Genomic DNA, 18,258 nt, shown 5'->3' with positions numbered 1-18,258 from the left:
TCGGCGTCCAATTTTGGACGCCGATCCCCCGGCTTAAGGGGGCAATATTGCAAGCCGAATGACAGCCACCGCGCGTACTTCCTTGTCGCGGGTCGATCCGCGGCGCGAGTCGCCGCCGTGTTGGAGGCCCTCCCAACAGCATGCACTTCGTCGAGGATACTCCATCCTCCGAATCGCCTTGATGGCATTCGTTCTTTTGCGGCTCAGCCGGATTGCTACGGATGAAATCTACGATCTCCGTCGCAAGACAGCGTCTCGCATGCACAGGCGGAGGTTTGTCGGCCTTTGCCGAAGAGCGGACTAACGTCTGAATGCGAGGCATGTCGGCTTGTGGACCCCGTAGCGGACGTTCGCGACTGGCGATGAGCGCGTCTGCTTGGCCGAGTCAGCCGCAATGTCCCTGAACGACGCTACCGCTCGCCCGCATTAGCCTTTCTTCGCCCTAAGGCCATAATGCCGAACTTTAGCGGCTGTCCAAAGCTGGACCGCCATCACGCAAGTTGTGCCAGCTATCACCCTAAGGACTGCGTTACAGGTTGGGCAGTCGTCCACGCGCCGGCCGCAGCATCGGACAGCAGGTACTTTAATACGCCACGGAGCGCCGTTCAGTTGAATTATAATAGCCTCCCGTATGTCACGGTTTGGCATATAAGGAATCTTAACAACTTCAGCGCGTAATACGTTTGATTTGACGTGACGATATTAAAATGAATTTTGGGGCCAGCCAATGAGGGCAGTTTCTGCGGCCGATCTCATTACTGAGTTGGATGCCACCATCGCGAGGAGCTCATCCGAACGTTGTGCGCGCATGCTCTGGCGCACCACCGAGCTGCTCGTTGAGGGTAATCACCGATTGCAAGAGCCGCAGGTCGGCCTGCTTGACGACGTTCTAATTCGCTTAGCCCGGCGGATCGCGCCGGCGACTCTCGCCGAGCTCAGCACGACGCTTGCCGAGCTGGGTACTGCTCCGATGAACACCCTGCGACGTCTCGCCTCGTGCGGCGATCCGGCGATCGCAGTCCCGATCCTTCTAAAATCTCCCGCTCTATCGCCGGCTGATCTGGTGGCGATCGCGACGTCCGGCAGCGAGGATCACCTTCGCGCCATTGCTGGCCGGCGCAGGATCGAAAGCCCCGTGACTGAGGCAATATTGCAGCGCGGCAACAGCAAGACTTGTCTGGCCGTCATCGGCAATCCGGGCGCTGAATTCTCAGGCGCGGCCTATGCCAACTTGGTCCGTAGGGCTGTGGAGGACGACGAGATCACGAAAGCGCTGACGCTGAGGCCAGACACCCCGGACATGGTGGTTCGGGAGCTGCTGTCGGCATCGCCACGGCCGGCGATTAAGGCTTCCAACGCAGACGCGTCCTCGCAAGTATTAGCGACAGCGAAGCGACCTTACGACACTGAGTACGCCGCTGCGAGGCCGGAGATCATATCGCTCAATCGGAGCGGAAAGCTGAGCGACTCGACTGTCAATCGGTTCGCGATCCGGCGTGAGACAGCCAACCTGTTCACGGCGTTGTCGGTGCTGTCGGCAGCACCGATTGAGGCCATCGAGCAGGTTATGGCAGACTCCGGTTACGAAGGCCCAGTTATGGCGTGCCGGGCATCGCGCTTGAATTGGCAGACCACGCTGGCCGTCCTCAACACTCGCGGCGCGGGGCTTTCACTAGGCGAGCGCGCACGAGCTCAGGAGCTGTTCGAAACGCTTCATCTCTCGACCAGCCAATGGTCCGTTCGTTGGGGAGAAATCTCCGCGGGCGCCCACGGTCGCACTGCAAGACCGGCAGGAAACCAATGAAATTCGACGGTCGCAAGGCGCCTCGGGTGCGCATGGACAACAGACAGCCCGTGAACTTGATGGGCTCCGACGGCACTTGGCGGCGAAGCTGCGTCTTGCTCGATATCTCGAACACCGGCGCCAAGATCGAAGTCGAAGGGTCGCTCGATGTTCTCTCGGCCAAGGAGTTCTTCATGCTGCTGTCGTCGACGGGACTGGCCTATCGACGCTGCGAGCTGGTCTGGATCGACGGAACCACGGCTGGCGTCCACTTTATCCAAGCAAACGGCAAGAAGACCCAAACGACAGCGACCGACAGAGGCGCGCACAAACCAACTTGAGCCGAGCAGTCTCGTCGAAGTGAGCCAATGACCTTGGACCACCGAAGGCCATTCAGCCCGGCACCCGACGAACGAAGGCACCAGTCATGCTCGTGCACGTATTGGCCGACACTTCCGAGAAGCTCTTCGGACTCTGCTCGCTTTTTGGAGGGCAGTTCACCGTTGCCGGCGAGCGGCTCGATGTAGAAGCAAAGCTTCCGCACGCTGCTGCTGCGGTCGTCGTTCGTGCCGACCTGCGGGCGGTCGAAAACATTGCCGCGCTGAAAAAAAGAGCTGCGCGGTTCGCCATAGCAAAGAAGCGCATCTTCCTTGTCGAGCAAACCTCCCACTTTTGCATCTCGCAAGCTTATGCGCTGGGCGCAACGTTGGTGTTGCCTGGCAAGATCGAGGCAGCCAAGCTCCTGGCCGCTTTGGTCGATCCAGCCGCCCACGGAACTGGGTCGACGAGCGGCATCTCGAAGTCTGACAATGCGGTTGAGGCCGCAGCAACCGCGATTGCGTCGATGTTCACTTCGATCACCCTCGGGGAGCGGGTCGACGTCGCTGGTCCCAAAGATGCCGGCCGCAAGATCACCAACCGGATTTCCGAGCATGGGCTATCAGAATGGCTGGCCACGGTGCGGCGCCATCACGAGGGAACGTTCCAGCACTGCCTGCTCGTGACCGGCGTCGCGGTCGATTTCGGCCTCAGTCTCGGTTTTCGTAAAAGTGACCTTGAACGGCTCTCCACCGCTGCCATGTTCCACGACATAGGCAAAGCGAGGGTGCCCTTGGCGATCCTGGACAAGCCAGGACGCCTCGACGACGACGAGCGAGCGTTCGTCGAAACTCACCCGGCGACGGGTTACGATGTGCTGAAGGGGCACGGGGACATCTCACCGGAAGTCCTCGATGCGGTGCGGCACCATCACGAGTATCTCGATGGCAGCGGCTATCCTGACCGCCTCCGCGCGAAGAGCATCACCGACATCGTTCGCATTCTCACCATTTCGGATATCTTTGCGGCGCTGATCGAACACCGGCCGTACAAGGTGACAATGCCGCGCGCGGCAGCGTACGAGATTATCTGCGGTATGAGGGGAAAGCTGGACAGGGCGCTAGTCGCCTCTTTCAAGGATGTCGCGCTTACCAGATGAATTCTGCTCGAACCTGTGCAGGAATATTCCACGTCTCCACTCAAGGCGTGATCGGAGGCGGTCTCATTTCCATGCACTTCGGCTTCTGGCCGCTAAGCCGAACGGCGTTTAAGTGAATGCAACGTCCACTCTTGCCGGTAATCCGGACGTCGAGCCGCGCGTGCCTCGACCGTCGCTTTTTGTCCCTGAGCTGAAATAGGTCCGCGAGTGCCGAGGTTCGATTTCCACCTTTTCTCGCTCCTGTCCCGTCGTAAAGTGCTAGGCTTTGCGTGGTCGGTCAGGTTTTCCCGTGAGGGGGCACATGCGACGGCGCGAGTTCATTACGCTTTTCGCTTGCACGGCGGCGACGTGGCCACTCGCGGCGCGAGCGCGGCAACCGGCGAGACTAAAGCGGATCGCCTTCGTTAGCCCGGCTCTCAAAGTCAACGAAATGGGCCTGAGTGGTCCGCCGCAATACCGTGCCTTTTTCGAGGAGCTGAGCCGCCTTGGCTACGTCGAGGGCCAAAACCTCGTGGTTGATCGCTACTCGGGAGAAGGTCGACCGGAACGCTATTCCGAATTGGTTCGGGATGTGATCAACACACATCCCGACTTGATTTTAGCGGTGGCCGCGCGTCTATCGCTGGATTTTAAAATGGCGACGACGACAATTCCGATTGTGACAATAGTCAACGACCCGGTTGCCTTGGGACTTGTGGCCAGCATCGCGCGGCCGGGCGGCAACATCACAGGCGTCACCATCGGGACGGAATTGGAACTCATTGGAAAGCGGATCGAGCTACTGGTCGAGGCGATGCCGGGACTGTCCACTCTCGGTTACCTTGTGTCGCGATCGTACTGGGAAGACATGAGAGGTGCGGCAGCGCGCGAGGCAGCCCAACGAGCGGGTGTTTCGCTGAAGGCCGCCCTGCTGGACAGCGGCTTCTACCAGACAGAGTACCAGCGGATCTTCAGTTCGATGGAACGAGCAGATGCGCTCATGGTGTCAGATGAGGCCGAGCATCTCGCCAGTGGCGCGGCTATTGTTGAACTAGCCGCGGCGGGCCGCATTCCCACAATGTACGCTTACGGCGAGTACGTGCGACTCGGTGGACTGATGGCTTATTCGATTGACCTACCAGAGACCTTTCGGCGCCTCGCCAGCCTCGTCGACAAGGTTCTTAAAGGCAGCAGTCCCGGAGATATCCCCTTCTACCGACCGACCAAATTCGAGCTGAGTATCAATCTCAAGACTGCGAAGGCGCTCGGGCTCGCACTGCCCGCGATGCTGCTCGTCCGCGCCGATCAAGTTGTCGAATGACGTCGCTTGTTGGCCCTTCACCGAACTAGCGGCGCGCCTCGATGAGGTCCGCTTATTGAGGCACGGCGGACGGGATTCGCTCAGCTTGAGTTCTTCGCATCTTGACCCAAGGCGGACTCCCGCCCTTCCAAGCGAACTGCCATCCATCCGCTACGTCGTAAGCGGCGGCGATTTCTCATCAGGTTACCGCGTTTTTCCATTACCATTCTCAGGAGATCATGGTCTTCCCGCCGATCGTGCTTGCCGCCGGTTTGATCCTGATCGAGTTCAGGAACGTTGCGGCCGCAATCATGACCAAGATGCCAGCGAGACTCAGCGTGATCTGCATGGCAAGCCTATCCGAGATATCTATCAGTACTATGCGGCCGGCAAGCGCCAGCAGGACGCCGAGGCAATAGATTGCCAGGGAGTTCTCGCCACAGCGGATCGCCCCACGCATCACCGGAGTCGTAAGCCAACGCCAATCGCGAGGCACGACCCACGCAACCAGAATCGCGAGAGCAACAAAATGCAGCAGCCGCAAGGGCGAGAGATTCGATTTGTCCAGCAGGTAAGCCAGCTCCGCCAGCATCTGTGGGACCAGGGGTCTAATGCTCCAACTGAATGCGATCGTCAGGCCAAAAACCAAATAGAGAATGGCAATTGCAAGCGCCGTGCGCGAGGTCACCCACGGCCAGAACGTCTTGCCCTCCATGACACACCAGGCACCAAGAACAACCAGCAACTGCCAAGCCAGCGGATTGAAGAACCAGACGTCATTGGGCCATGCCGGGACGGACCAACCGAAGACGTGCACTAGCGCATAAAGCAACAGTGACGCGCCAAGCATTACATTCGGCATTCGCAGCATCAGCCACAGCAGCGGGGCGAATAGAAGATGATAAATCACGAAGAGCGGCAAGACATCGGAGTTGACTGGGCGGTATTGCAGGATCGCTGCATGCGCGAGCGCCGCGCCCGGCTGCTCCAGCAGAATGCGCGTGTTGCTTTCGTCGGCAATCGTGCCGCCACCGGCGAGGTAAACCAAGATGGCGCAAGCGAGAGTGAGCAGCAGAAATGCCGCATAAATGTCCCAGCTTCGCCACAGCGTACGGCTGACCACACTCGCCCAACCATCGCACCGACTTGCCTTGCCGTAAGCCAGCGCGCAGGTCACACCCGAGAGGAACATGAACACTTCCGCGGTATCACTAAAACCATAATTCCGCAGCGTCAGCCAGCTTCCGATGTTGTTGGGGACATGGTCAAGAAAGATGCACCATAGCGCGATACCACGGCACGCATCGATGCGGAGGTCCCGACCAGACCCTTTCAGCACTGGGAGGGCGCCCGCCAATGACTGCGCAGGATTCGCTGGCAGCTCGGATTCAAGTAGTGGCTGCTGACCGCGTAACGCCTTGCTTTCGATCTCCGCCAGCATCCGGCGGAAGTCTGGCGAGGGCATGTCGCGATGTTTGCCGATGTCAACAGGCACATCACTTTCGGGACGCCCGCACATCATCGCGCGAGCCGCGGATAGATCGGTCGAACTGATCGCTACCATCTCGACGACAGAGCTACGTGGCGGGGCAGGCAGCATCATCCTGGTAGCGACGCACCGATAGAGCGGCATTGACGAGCCTTCCATCAACTCTTCGTCGGTAATGACTTCATACGAGCCCGCCGGTAACAGCCGCTCGATACTCGCGATCCGGAATGGACGCTTGAAAACCACTGTTTCACGTCGCGATCGGACTGTCATCGTCATTCTCGCCCATTGGTTACGGCACGCCGCTGCCAGGAGAATAGGCACCACGCTGACTATTGATTCTAATGTCTTTCTTTATTTGCTCCGTCTTGTCCGTCTCGCTGTCGCGCGCTCAAAAAGAGACCAGCGGCGTTAGTAGCAATTGCAGCGGGAGTTACTCGCCACCATCTTCGAGCACGCCGTTGCGAGCGATGGAGCCGGCCACAATTTGAAGCGAAGAACCAATCGTCCAACAGACTGCGATCAGAACGATCGAACCTTCAGAAACGACCTGATCAACGACAATCATGCTGACAGACAGAAACGCCGCAATCGCCGCAACGAATGTACCTGCCGCACTGAAGATCTGAGCCGCATCGGTGCCACGGTTCCGCTCTTCCGGGAGTCTCGAAGTCGCTCCCTGAACAGGACGGCCAGGCAGATCGATGCCGATATAGAAGCTGAAAGCTCCGTAGAGCATCATCAACAAGATGAACCAGCCGCTTCCAAACAGTTCGTTTTCCAGGCGCATCAATGCTGCGGCCACGTACAGGCCGCACGAGCCTCCAACCGTAGCGAGTCCAATCCTTTCAAACAGATGCGCCGATTTGATGAGAGCAGAAGGAGCTACCCATATGGTCGCCGCGACATAAGTATGCTTTGCCACAGATAATGCGCTGGGAACTACATTGCTAATTTTCATGTTGTTCCTCCCTTAACAGGTAGTCTACGGCGCGCGACGCGGTCAGCAGTCCGCACGCGTGGGTGCATTCACGTGTTTGGAACAGCAATTTTGAAAAAGTTTTGCCTACCGACGGCACTGGGCTGCCATTTAGATGGAGGCGGAGAGTTCGGCGCGTCGCCGTTTTGGCAGTCTGTCAGGCAAGCAATCCGCTTGACTGCTACGAGGACGCTACTCCGTTTCCGTTCCAAGACCTAATGATTAATGACTGCCGGTCGAGGTGGTGTGAAAATTCCGCCGGCCCACCGTATCGACGAAACTCTCGTGGATTGCGCACAATATCACAGTAGAAAACATTGCGGCGCGATTCTCAACGATGAGCATACCGTGCCTGATCGAACGGCTTGCGGGGCTCGTCGCGTTACCGGCCGCGCGGGAGAAAATTCTCAGCAGTAGTTGGAAATTTCCAGAGGCCGCCGGTGAAGGTGAGCAGGTGCGATATGGCCGCTGTTGGCCCCAAGGCCAAGTGGTCCAATCTGTTAGTTGCGGATCGGACCTGCCGCTCTGAAGCCTGCTTGCGCAACCAATCGCCAAGTATTCTACAGCTGTTCTTCAAGGATCAAGTTCACCGTCTCTTCTTGCCTGCTCGCCTTTTTGACTTCAGAACGTCGGCTTGGCTTTTGAAGGCGCGTGCTAAGGCTTGTAGTTCCTGAGATACCTCAGCATCTGCGACTGCCTTTGCAGCGCGCGCGGCCTTTTCAGCTTGCTTCCGCAGTTGTTTGATCTCCTTCGCCATCGAACACTCCGTTGCGCATCGGACGTTTAGCCGCAGATAATCATATCATCCCGCCGCCCGTGGATAAGTCGGGTGTCAGGGTTAGACCGGACCCGGCAGAGCGCAAGGTTGGACCGCCCCTCTGGACCCCAAACCGACGTAGCGCCCCTGAACGTTCTTGTTCTGGCTGCGCCTGCTAAGCCTGAGCTTTCGATAGGGCATTCAGCAAGTCATCCTGTGCGAACGGCTTGCGCAAATAGGCGATGCATCCGGCGTCCATCGCCTCATTGCGCGTGGCCTCGTCGTCGCTCGCGGTCATGAAGATGACCGGCCACTTCGATCCCGATGCCGCAAGCCGGCGCTGCAGCGCGATCCCCGAAATTCCCCCGAGGTGAATGTCAAGCAGCAAGCAGGTTGCCGTCTGCACGCTGTCGCTCTCAAGCAACGCCTCGGCCGAGGCGAACGTCCGGCTCTCAATGCCGTGGCACGCCAACAGCCGCGCCACGCTCTTCAGAAGGCTCGCATCGTCGTCGATCACGACCACAACTGTCCGCTGCGCCATCATAGCCATGTCCAGCCTGCCTAGGCGTATATGGCCCCCAAGGGGTAGGCCAATCCCTTGATCTGGATCACGGAAAGTCTGCGGGCGCTGATGTCATCACTGGGCCTTGCGACGCGCAGTGCGACTGACCACTGGTAAGTCGTGCGACATGCGGATCTTTTCTTTACAGGCGTCTCTGGTTGCTCAAATATCTTCTGCGGTGGGTCTCAGGGTATCCACCTGGTGCCCCCTCCACATCTGTTACAGGTAGGGAGGCTTCTATGATCCTATTCAGGATAGTCTTCGCACTAACCGCTATCTTGGTAAGCAGAGATGCATTTGCGGAGTCAGGGATGTGGATCGGGACAGCCCCATTTTGCTATGGGTCGCCAGCAGACTGCACTGATCTGGGAATGACATACGTGAAGAGTGATTCAAAAGGGAACGGTGGCAAATGCTGGACTGGAACGAAAGTGTATTGTTCAGGTTATCCCGCCCCTGAAATTGCATTCATGGGTTATGATGCTTGTGACGGTTTTCAATGTCATCGAACGATGTGCGGTTACAATCCCAGTCCGGGTCCGAGGGTAATCGCAAGTGAGTCTTGGTTCTTCTGTCCTGTCTGCGTCAGTGCAAATGTTAGAACGATCATGAGATTGAACAAAGTTCCTAGCGCACAGATTGCGCGTGCTTGTCCGTGGCGATATTTCTAGGTTCGTGATCATCGGGCAGTGCGTAGGTCAGCCACATGATTCCCTTTTTCTCCGATGCAGGTCCGATCCTCGTCGCCGCCGTTGTGCTTGCAATCGCGGCATTTGGATAGGTAGTCACCTAGCGTGCGGAAGATTGATGCCCGGAGCGGCATCGCTCGAATTTCCACCGACGTTCAGCGTCCGCGTCGACTGGGTGATCGAACAGGTTGGCTACTTCCGGTATTGGCCGATTTTGTTGCAGAAGTCGGCCGTTAGCGATGGATCGTTCGGCCATTTCTCTAAGGACGACCGGCTTTGATCCGCCGGCCCTGACGCTCTCTACGCAACTCGAACGCTACGCAATGCACAGAGCCCGAGCGGGTGGTGGACGAGCGCCCAGCGACGCGAGCCGCCGCAGGTTCTGGGCGATGGCAGCAAGAACAAACTCGTCCTGAGCGCCTTTTGGTCCCCGCAGTCGAAGCCTACCGAGCTTCAGGATGCGCTTCAAATGTGCGAACCGCATCTCGACCTTCTTGCGCTCACGTCGTGACTTCTCAAAGTCTTCGGTGTCGGCAATCGACCGGGCAACGTCTCGGGCGTATTCATGGATGTCGCGCGGGATCTTGCGCGACGGTTCTTTTGGACAGCACTGCGATTTAAGCGGGCATACATCGCAGTCGAGCTTGCTTGCTCGATACAGCAGCGTCTTGCCTTCATGCACGGTACCGCTTGTCCCAAGCCGCTTACCACCCGGGCAGTGATAGACGTCGCCGGCCGGGTCATATCGAAAGTCGCTCGGCGAGAAGGTACCGTCATCCCGCTTCGACTTATCGAACACAGGGATATGCGGCCCGATGCCCTTCTCCTCGACCAGCCAGTTCAGCATCGGAGCAGCCCCGTATGCGGTATCTCCGATAAGCCGTTCTGGCTTGAGACCGAAGCGCTCCTCGGTCCGTTCGACGATGGTCTTTGCTGCGCGGACCTCGGCCTGGCGAATGGCGCGGGAGGCCTCGACGTCAACGATGACACCGAACTTCACGTCGATCAGATAGTTATCGGAGTACGCGAAGAATGCCGCCCCCTTGTGAGCCCCGGTCCATTGCGCTGCCGGATCGGATGGCGAAATAAACTTCGGGACGACATCGCTGGCGGCGCCCCACGCCGTATCGTTGAGGGTCGCCAGATACTCCTTCACCGCGCGTCTAGACTTGGCTGGATCGCGATCCCTGTGCCAGCGCGCGGTGCCTTCCTTGACGGCCTTGTAGGTCTTTATCTTTCCGGCTGGTAGTTCCTGGATGTGCGAATAGCCGGCGGCGCGAAGCTTAGCGATGATCTCCTCCGACGTCAGGCTGAGCGCGGACGAGGATCCCCAACCCAGTGCGAGGGCAGTCATGATGAAAGATCGCAGCACTTGTCCTCCTTGCGCACTCGCCGCCACCGGGTTGGCCCGTTAGCCTAACTGGCTTCAGACCCCGAAAGCGCCTCCAGCCCGGGTCTATCGCCGCGATGTCCTGCTCTATCTGGGCAATCGCCAGCCTGCAATCGAAGCCCTCCCAGGCCTTCAGGTCGACCACCAGGCGCTGGCGGTGCATCCCTAGATCCTTGGGCGACCTAGTAAGCACGCCGCACTACTCGGGGCAGAGACGGCAGTCTCAGAGAAAACCGGTGGGCAAGCGCGAGCACTGCGGCTTCGTCGGTTTCGAGCGCGATCTTCTGGGCGAGCATCACATCGCCAGCCGCCAGAGGACGTTCGGGAACGAAACACCAGCCGATCGCGGGCTGCCCTGATGCGTCGAGCTCTACAACATTGCTCAGGGTACCATATTGAACTCGATATCGTCTGCCGGTGTGAGAACCGGTGACTTCGAAATAGTTGTTGGCATCGAATTGCGCGCGCTGCTCTGGAGATAACCAATCCCGCAGCAGACGCCGCGAACGCGCTTCCGGGCCATTTTGCTCGGTGAAGCTCCGATAAAGCTCACGGAGGGCGCGGAAGCGCGTATTGTTAGCGTCGCTGCGTCTGGACAGAAACATCGTCGCATCGCGATAGCTTAGCCGCCGACGAGACGCGGATAGAATAGCGTCTCTTCCGCGGTGGGATCAAACGACCGTGTGACCTTCAGTTCACTGCCCGCCTTTCGCGTCGCGGCAGTAAACCCCTGATTGGTGAGCTGCTTAAATCGCCGTTCAGCCTCGGCGAGCCCCTTCGGATCAGTTTGTTCAAAGAAATGTCTGCTTTCGCCTGTGTGGTCCATCACGATCTGGGTATCCATGGAAGAGAACTCCGCAATGCTAGGCCTCTGATGAGGAAGGAAACCTCGCGGCACCAAAAAGTGTTCCTAAGCTCGGCATGACTGGCAGTTCTTCTGGCGACGCTCGAACTCCACAAATACCTGATCACCGCCACTAACGCCGGCACGGATCGGCGCGGTCGATCCGCCGCGACCCGACCCGCGCCAACGCGTAAGGCGCCGATCTCGACCGTTTCACGACGTCGCGTACCAACCGTCAGGAAATGGAATGAGCGGCCAGTGCGTGTTTTCGGCGTTGTCTTTCGCGCGGCGGGTTTACTCGCAGTTGTAATATCGGAGGGGCAGTCCTCCACCTCAGCATCCCTCGCCGGGCTGCGCTCGGCGGACCTCAAATCGATTTGCATGAACAAAGCTCCCCACCGGAAGCGCGGTTAAATTTGCAGGGTTCAAAAGTCGATCAAAACTTAATCACCCCGAGAAGATATCGGGTCGCCTTGGTTAGCGATAGGAGCGCGAACCTGACTTAGTTGGTGGGCAGCGCTATCGGGCGTTGCCGCGCGGCCAACACTCATCCCTCGACCGAAAGAGACGGCGCGTCACAGTCGGCATGGTTGAGCAGGCAAACGCCGAAGCCAAGGCGCTGCTCCCTCCGGGGTCTCCATCCGGTGACTTTTTTGGTAGGGCCGTTGGTATCGCGCCGAAAGCGTGTTGGTAGAGCGGACGGGATCGTCACATCGACAACTTTCTTCCGCGCTCGTGAACTCGCTTTGTTACCCTTGGATGAGGGCCTCTACATCCTGAGCATAACGCCCGTGAGTGATGTGTGGGCATTGCCGCCCCCGGCTTGGGCGCCGGTGTTAATGCCGGGGCCGCTCCGCCGGCTCAATCGAACCAGCGAAATTAAACTTTCCACGGGCGCCGGGTCCTAAGGCGCGCGGACTGCACCCAAAGATTCCTAGCAGTCGTCGTCCAAGCATGACATGATGATTCTTAATTGCGTTTCGGAGGGAAAGCCCGATGCGCCTTGCATTGCCTTATCTCGGAATTGGTCTCTGCGCGTCACTGGCGACGTGGTTGTCATTCACGCTGATCTATTGACTGAGCAGCCCGTTCGACAGCCGTCAGCAGCCGCACGTAAGTCCCACTTTCGTGCAGCTCGAGCCAACCCTTTTCAACAGCGCACCTGATGCCGGCGCCGAACCCGGTACCTTTTCCTTTGAGTGTATAGAGGAAGGGATAATTGATCTTCTCGATGTGGATGCGGTCGTTGATCGGCTGCACGCCTGCGGCGAGTTCAAGGAGTTCTCGTGCGTAGGGACGTGCCTCTGTGTGTTTCATGCAGCAGTTCGATCCTCTTTCACCCCTCGTGCCACGATTCGCAGCGCACCGTCTGCAAGAGGACGCTGTAGGCCCTTGGCTTCATCCCATGTCGCGGTCATCCACGTCTCTCCGTCTGGCTTGGTGTAGGTCAACGGTTTCTGCCGAGGCTATGATGGACATGGTCTAGCCACCCGCCGTCTTGGCTGCTTCGGCGACCACGTCCATCTCGCCAAATCCCCAATGCTTCGCCTGATTGCCTTCGCCAGCAGGGTGTCCCCAAGGGGGAGCAAAACTGCCCGCCAGAAATCCCACGGACCTCGCGATGCTCGCGCCTTCTCGAATGTCCAGAGGACGGCCAACTGGCGACGAATTGTCGCCAAAAGAGCGATCTCGCCAGACTTGACAACTTGCTTATGATATCGCGGAGGTAGTTTATTCGCAGCTGTCCGCTTTTCCGGGAGAGCGAGAAGCGGACGCTGTGGCTCTGCCGGTTGACCAGGGTAAGCTTTACGCAATGAAAAATGACACCGCTCGAACGGACGCGGACGCCTTGACCGAGAGAAGCCTCGGTCAAACAAAGCCTCACGAAGGCCCGCCACGCACGGATGTCGGGACGATAACGCTCCATTGGGCGACCGCCCTCGCGTTCGTCGTCAGCCTCGTTACCGGCCTACGCATCGCAGCGGACGCGCTGCACGCCCCCTTCTCGAAATGGCTCGCTCCCGTCCTGCCGCAGGGCGAGATCCTCTCCTGGCATTTGCTCGCCGGACTCGCCGTCTTCTTCTGCGGGTCGGCCTACGTCGCCTACCTCGCGCGCAGCGGCCTCGTCGAGCGCAACAGCCCCAAGAAGACGCGGATTCTCGCGATACGCGCTCCGGCTCGCCTCAAATGGGGAGCCGTCAACGTCATCCTGCACTGGTTCGTCTATGCGCTCGTGATCTTCCTCACGACGACGGGCGTCATGATGTATCTCGGCTATGGCGGCTGGTGGGCTTATCTCCACTCGACCGCCGCCTTCGTCTCGCTCGTCTATATCTTCGCGCATGTCGCCGCGCATTATCTCTATGGCGGGTGGCTGCAGATTTTCCGCGTGTTTCGGCCCACCCCGCTCGCGATCACGAAGGCCGTGCGGCCGCGGCCTCTTCTCGTTGCCGCGGCAATCGGGGTGGCAATCGCGTGCGGCGTCGCCGGGCTCGACTGGGCGACGCGCGATACGCTCGTCATCGCGCGTGTGAGCGACGCGCCCAAGCTGGATGGCGCCATGGGCGATCCCGCCTGGTCGCGCGCGCGCCCGGTCTTCATCCGCGCCCAGCAGGGTGCCAATCTCAGCGGATCGGGCGAATCGCTCGTGGAGGTGCGCGCTCTGCACGACGGGCAGAAGATCTATTTCGCCTTCCGCTGGGAAGATCCCACCCGCTCCCTGCGCCGCATTCCGATCATCAAGAAAGAGGACGGCTGGCACGTCCTCGACGAGCGTGCGGGCCTGCAAGACGCCGTCGACTTCTACGAGGACAAACTGGCGATCATTTTCTCGGATAACCCATCGCTCGGCGGCGCAGGCGCGACGGATCTCGGCGCCAACCCGCTGCCCGGCAAACCGATGCCGATCAACGGCCGGGGCTTCCACTTCACGACGGATGGCAGCTACATAGACATGTGGCAGTGGAAGGCGTCGCGCGGGGGCATGCTCGGCCGTGTCGATAGCCAATATATCGGCCCGCCCTACGCCCCGACCCTGGACGAGCAAAATTATGATGCCCGCTACCAAGGCGGCTATTGGAACAAGCCAGGTCGCTCTCTTTATTCGTATAATTTCAAGTTCATCCACAGGGACGACAAGGGGCCCGTGACGGTTCTGCGGCTTCCCAAGGACTGGACGGCGCAGGTCGCAGCGCTCGGCAAATTCGATCTCAATCCCGACAGCAGCGACGACGAAAACGGCCGCTGGTACATGTTCGACCGGGAGAGCGAACCCTACGCTCCAGAGGCCGACGCGAGGATTCCCGTTGGCACGATCTTGCCTGGCGTGATTATTGCCGGCGACACCGAAGGAGAGCGGGCCAATGTCACCGGCGTTTCAAAATGGAGCAACGGACATTGGACGCTCGAGCTGACGCGCAACATGAAAAGCGATGGCAGATATGACAAGGCCTTCGTGCCAGCCCGCGATCTCTACATGTGGGTCGCTGTTTTCGACCATGCACAGACGCGGCATGCGACCCATAACCGCCCGGTGCTTGTCGTCACGGAGAAATAGCCACCTCACGGGCGGCCGCGAGCTCAACCGGAGGGCACCACGGCGTCGCTGCGCTGAAGCATGGCTTCGCCCTCATCCTCGCATCGCATTCTGGCGCGGCGAGCAGCGGTCCGCTCGCGGAAATTCGCGGCGCCCGGAGGCCTCGCGATGACGAGGCATTGTCGGCTCGTCCTCAACGGCAAGCTCGTCGAAGCCCGCTCCGGCGAAAGCCTGATCGATGCGGCGCTCGGCGGCTCGATCCTGATTCCGCACGACTGCAGATCGGGACAATGCCAGAGCTGCCGGGTGACGGTAGTGTCGGGTTCGGTCGATGACGGCGGCTCGGGCCACGGCCGTACTGTGCTCGCCTGCCAGGCCGCGGTCGTTGGCGATGCAGAGATCGAATTCGAAGAATTGCCGCTGCCGATGAAGCGGGCGTGCGCCGTGACCGAGATCAACGAGCTCTCGCCAGAGATCGCCGAAGTCGTGCTGACGACCTCAGCGCCCCTCGAGTTTCGGCCGGGCCAATATGTGCGCGTCAAGTTTTCCGGCTATCCTGCGCGCGAGTTCAGCCCGACCTTCAGACTCGATGGTTCCTTCAAGCAAGCCGAACTCGTCTTCCACATCCGGCGCCAGCCTGACGGCACCGTGTCGGGGCAGTTCGGCAAGGCCATCAGGCCCGGCCATGCGGCGCATGTGCAAGGCCCGTTCGGACAAGCCTATCTGCGACAGGGCCAGGGGCCGCTCGTGCTGGTCGCCGGCGGAGCAGGCTGGGCCCCGATCTGGGCGCTGGCCCGCTCGGCGCGCTCGACCCAGCGCAACCGCGAGATGGTGGTCGTCGCCGGCAGCCGGGATGCCGATAACCTCTATATGCTTCCCTCGTTGCAGTGGCTGATCGACGACGGTGTCCGCGACGTCATTGCGACGACGGAGATCGGATCCACCCTGCCGATCAGGCCCGGGCGCCCGTCGCACTACCTCCCCTTGCTCGGGCTGGAGGATACGGTCTACGTCGCCGGCCCCGTTGGTCTCGTCGATACCGTGAAGAACAAGGCGCGCTCGGCCAATGCGCAATGCTACGCCGATCCCTTCCTGCCGAGCTCGCAAACCTCATCGCTGATGGACAAGGTCACCCGTCTATGGCGAAGCCGGGAGCAGCCTCATCGCCCCGGTCTGTGAGCCGGCGCGGAGCTCAGCAGCGCCGGCGGCTCACGGCTTGACGGGTAGACTACCGAGGCTGGTGATGAGGTCGGCCGCCTTCTGCGTATCGGCAAAGCGTAGAAAGGCCAAGGCGTCCGGATCCTGCAACGTCCTCAAATAGATCAGCGCCAGCACCACGCTCGAGGGATAGTCCGCGTCGGTCGGGTAGTGACCATCCACGCGAAGCACTGTGAGCCCTTGTTCCAACGGCCGCGAGAACGGGCCGAAGCCGATCGCGCCTTGAACATCGCGAACCGTCTCGATCGCTTCCTGTGTGGTGGTCGCCGTCTTCGATTTCTCGGTGATCTCGAGATCATGCCAGCCGGGCATGCTGGCCCGCAGTACGGTGAGAGTGCTGTCCTGGTCCTCGCGCCGCACGACGCGGATGCGCAAATCGGCGCCGCCCAGCTCCTTCCAATTCGCGAGGCGGCCCGAATAGATCGCAGCGAGCTGATCGCTTGTAACGGCACTCACCCCACAGGCGGGATGGACGATGAAAGCCGATGGCAGGCGGGCGATCGCCTTGTAGACGATGCCGGAAGCCGCTTCGGCGTCGGTCAGGCGGCGTGCGACGCGCCCCAAGATCGCCTTGCCGGACCCCACGGCCGCGATGCCTCCGCCAGAACCGATGCTCGGCGGGACCTCGATCCGTGCCGATCCTTCCTGCTGCATGAAGCTCGTCGCGATGACGCGCAGGACATCGATGCCATCTCCAGTCCCGACGATGTCGAGCCTGGGTGTTTCGGCGCCAGCGGCATTCACCCCCGCAAGGCAGAGGCCCAGAATTGCCGCCGTTATCTTCGAAAATGCCATGGCAGACCCCTTCGAACCACGAGGTGCGCAATCTCGCAAAGAAACCTAAACCATCTGTTGTCGCAACGCCGTCCATTCGGAATCAGTGTGGCGGACAGAAGCGCAAAATTTGATGGTTTCGAAAAACCGATTGTTAATTACTCAACCACAAATAGCCGATAAATAGACGATGTTGAATGCTTCGCTCGCCTAATGTCGCCCTGGAACACGCTCAGGGGCCTCAGCGAGCGACATTGACCGGCCCCGCAAGTTCAGGGTGCTGGCGGTGGCGGCGATTGATACGGATTCGGAAAAGGCGTCGAGGGCGCCACCCCGCTGGCGTCGTTGGGCCGTTGCGTCCGGAATTCCGGGCGTCCCCTCGTCTATCGCCATGCGCCTTGTTGCCGTCGTGCTCGCGACCGGCGTCCTCGGGCTCGGCCTCATCGGTGGCTCGACGGCGCTACGCCTGCAGCAGCAACTGAGGCACCAGGCTGCGGCACTGGGTGAACTCTCGGAAGACCAGCTCGCTCATCGCCTCGACGGCGAGGCGCAGTTGGCGCGAGCGCGAATCGAGGCCCTAGGCGCAGAAACCGCATCTCGCCTGCGTCAGATCGCTCAGCGCGCCGATGTCGCCAAGGCCGTCGCCTCGAACAACGATGTGACCATCCGCGAGCTGCTCAGCATCGTAGCTTCGACCTCCGGCTTCGAAAGGCTGATCGCCTTCGACGGAAGCGGTCGCGTGATCGGCGCCAACACGTCCCTCGACCTACTCGCGCTGAACCAGGCGTTCGAAGGTACCGCTCTCTCTATCAATCTCAACCCGATCCTCAAGGACAATAGCCGCTCGCACCCGCAGGGTGAGGAAGGCACTTATGAGCTCAAATTGGGTGAGTTGTCGGCGCTCGGACTGCCGCAGCGCCAAACCATCGCGCACACCGCGATCGAGCCCGTGTTTGACGACTTTGGCGACCTCGTCGGCGCGCTTGCCGCGATCCGACCGCTCGGCCGCACGGAACGGACTCTCGAGAACTTCACTTCGCTGGCCAATGCCGGCGTGGTCATTATCACGGGTGACAGCGAGATCGTGTCTTCCGCGGGGCCTCAAGGGGCGAGATTCAGCGGCGCCAGGACGCGTTTGGCCGGGCTGCAGCGCTCGGATGACGGCAACTACGTCGCGCGCTGTGTCGATTACGAGGCGACGCTCAAGGTGTGCACGTTTGCGAGCGCATCGCTGGTGACGACGACACGCGATCAGATGTTCCAGATCGGCGCATCCCACACGCGTTCGCTGATGTGGCAGTTCCTGGCATCCGCGGCGCTGGCGCTCGGTGCCTTGGTCGTCGCGCTATTGGCCGCCGTGAGGCACCTCACGAAAGGACTTTCAGCGCTGGCCAAGACCGCCCAGGAAATCGCGGGTGGCAATCTCGACGTTCAATTCCGCGCAACGGGCCTCGGCGAGGTCCGCGGCCTTGGCCTCGCATT

General features: G+C 60.1%; 15 protein-coding genes and 2 pseudogenes. 7 read left to right on the top strand and 10 right to left on the bottom strand.

All coding sequences use genetic code 11. The annotated features are described in order from the left end of the window. The first annotated feature begins 727 nt into the window (after positions 1–727). From AC0L30_RS27225 to AC0L30_RS27210, 4 genes are all read left to right on the top strand, one after another. Positions 728–1,804, top strand: a complete 1,077-nt coding sequence (locus AC0L30_RS27225; RefSeq protein WP_007601741.1) for a DUF2336 domain-containing protein — start codon at positions 728–730, stop codon at positions 1,802–1,804. Continuing rightward, entirely contained in the window at positions 1,801–2,124 is a 324-nt protein-coding gene (locus AC0L30_RS27220) for a PilZ domain-containing protein (protein ID WP_007601739.1), read from the top strand. Before AC0L30_RS27225 ends, AC0L30_RS27220 begins: the two co-directional genes overlap by 4 nt. Positions 2,125–2,210: 86 nt before the next feature. Continuing rightward, on the top strand, positions 2,211–3,260 hold the full coding sequence (locus tag AC0L30_RS27215) for an HD-GYP domain-containing protein (RefSeq protein ID WP_007601737.1): 1,050 nt from the start codon (positions 2,211–2,213) through the stop codon (positions 3,258–3,260). Between the two features lie 301 nt (positions 3,261–3,561). Continuing rightward, the gene (locus AC0L30_RS27210) at positions 3,562–4,560 is read left to right on the top strand and encodes an ABC transporter substrate-binding protein (protein WP_219681342.1); all 999 of its coding nucleotides are present in this window, start codon (positions 3,562–3,564) and stop codon (positions 4,558–4,560) included. Positions 4,561–4,768: 208 nt separating this feature from the next. On the opposite strand, the gene AC0L30_RS27205 is transcribed toward AC0L30_RS27210, so the two are convergent. From AC0L30_RS27205 to AC0L30_RS27165, 9 genes and pseudogenes are all read right to left on the bottom strand, one after another. After that, the gene (locus AC0L30_RS27205; RefSeq protein WP_376707488.1) at positions 4,769–6,301 is read right to left on the bottom strand and encodes an OpgC family protein; all 1,533 of its coding nucleotides are present in this window, start codon (positions 6,299–6,301) and stop codon (positions 4,769–4,771) included. 160 nt (positions 6,302–6,461) lie between these two features. Next, positions 6,462–6,989 carry a hypothetical protein gene (locus AC0L30_RS27200; RefSeq protein ID WP_007601733.1) on the bottom strand — a complete coding sequence of 176 codons (528 nt, stop codon included), beginning with the start codon at positions 6,987–6,989 and terminating at the stop codon, positions 6,462–6,464. 604 nt (positions 6,990–7,593) lie between these two features. After that, positions 7,594–7,764 (bottom strand): hypothetical protein, encoded by a 171-nt coding sequence (locus tag AC0L30_RS27195; RefSeq protein WP_198288278.1) that lies wholly within the window; start codon positions 7,762–7,764, stop codon positions 7,594–7,596. A gap of 175 nt (positions 7,765–7,939) precedes the next feature. Then, complete coding sequence (locus tag AC0L30_RS27190; protein ID WP_007601732.1) at positions 7,940–8,314, bottom strand: response regulator transcription factor; 375 nt, start codon at positions 8,312–8,314, stop codon at positions 7,940–7,942. A gap of 1,017 nt (positions 8,315–9,331) precedes the next feature. Then, positions 9,332–10,195 (bottom strand): annotated as a pseudogene (locus AC0L30_RS27185) (transposase); the annotation flags it as partial. 392 nt (positions 10,196–10,587) lie between these two features. Continuing rightward, positions 10,588–11,010 carry a hypothetical protein gene (locus AC0L30_RS27180; protein ID WP_007601728.1) on the bottom strand — a complete coding sequence of 141 codons (423 nt, stop codon included), beginning with the start codon at positions 11,008–11,010 and terminating at the stop codon, positions 10,588–10,590. 17 nt (positions 11,011–11,027) lie between these two features. Next, the gene (locus AC0L30_RS27175) at positions 11,028–11,249 is read right to left on the bottom strand and encodes a hypothetical protein (protein ID WP_007601727.1); all 222 of its coding nucleotides are present in this window, start codon (positions 11,247–11,249) and stop codon (positions 11,028–11,030) included. Positions 11,250–12,305: 1,056 nt separating this feature from the next. Next, positions 12,306–12,566, bottom strand: a complete 261-nt coding sequence (locus AC0L30_RS27170) for a hypothetical protein (protein ID WP_007601725.1) — start codon at positions 12,564–12,566, stop codon at positions 12,306–12,308. Then, positions 12,563–12,694, bottom strand: a pseudogene (locus AC0L30_RS27165) (SOS response-associated peptidase); the annotation flags it as partial. The pseudogene AC0L30_RS27165 and the gene AC0L30_RS27170, both read right to left, overlap by 4 nt. Positions 12,695–13,098: 404 nt before the next feature. On the opposite strand from AC0L30_RS27165, the gene AC0L30_RS27160 reads away from it, so the two are divergent. Both AC0L30_RS27160 and AC0L30_RS27155 read left to right on the top strand, forming a co-directional pair. Further along, positions 13,099–14,805 (top strand): ethylbenzene dehydrogenase-related protein, encoded by a 1,707-nt coding sequence (locus tag AC0L30_RS27160; RefSeq protein ID WP_245286027.1) that lies wholly within the window; start codon positions 13,099–13,101, stop codon positions 14,803–14,805. A gap of 147 nt (positions 14,806–14,952) precedes the next feature. Continuing rightward, positions 14,953–15,963: a 2Fe-2S iron-sulfur cluster-binding protein gene (locus AC0L30_RS27155; RefSeq protein WP_007601721.1), complete on the top strand. Its 1,011-nt coding sequence runs from the start codon at positions 14,953–14,955 to the stop codon at positions 15,961–15,963. Between the two features lie 30 nt (positions 15,964–15,993). Here AC0L30_RS27155 and AC0L30_RS27150 read toward each other — a convergent pair whose 3' ends face one another. Further along, positions 15,994–16,797, bottom strand: a complete 804-nt coding sequence (locus tag AC0L30_RS27150) for a substrate-binding domain-containing protein (protein WP_473405638.1) — start codon at positions 16,795–16,797, stop codon at positions 15,994–15,996. 370 nt (positions 16,798–17,167) lie between these two features. On the opposite strand from AC0L30_RS27150, the gene AC0L30_RS27145 reads away from it, so the two are divergent. Further along, on the top strand, positions 17,168–18,258 hold a 1,091-nt coding region (locus AC0L30_RS27145), incomplete at its 3' end, for a cache domain-containing protein (protein WP_473405637.1).

The organism is Bradyrhizobium sp. MI1.11 (assembly GCF_055811255.1).
The sequence above is the reverse complement of the archived record's forward strand: the minus strand, read 5'-3'. Positions and strand labels throughout refer to the sequence as shown.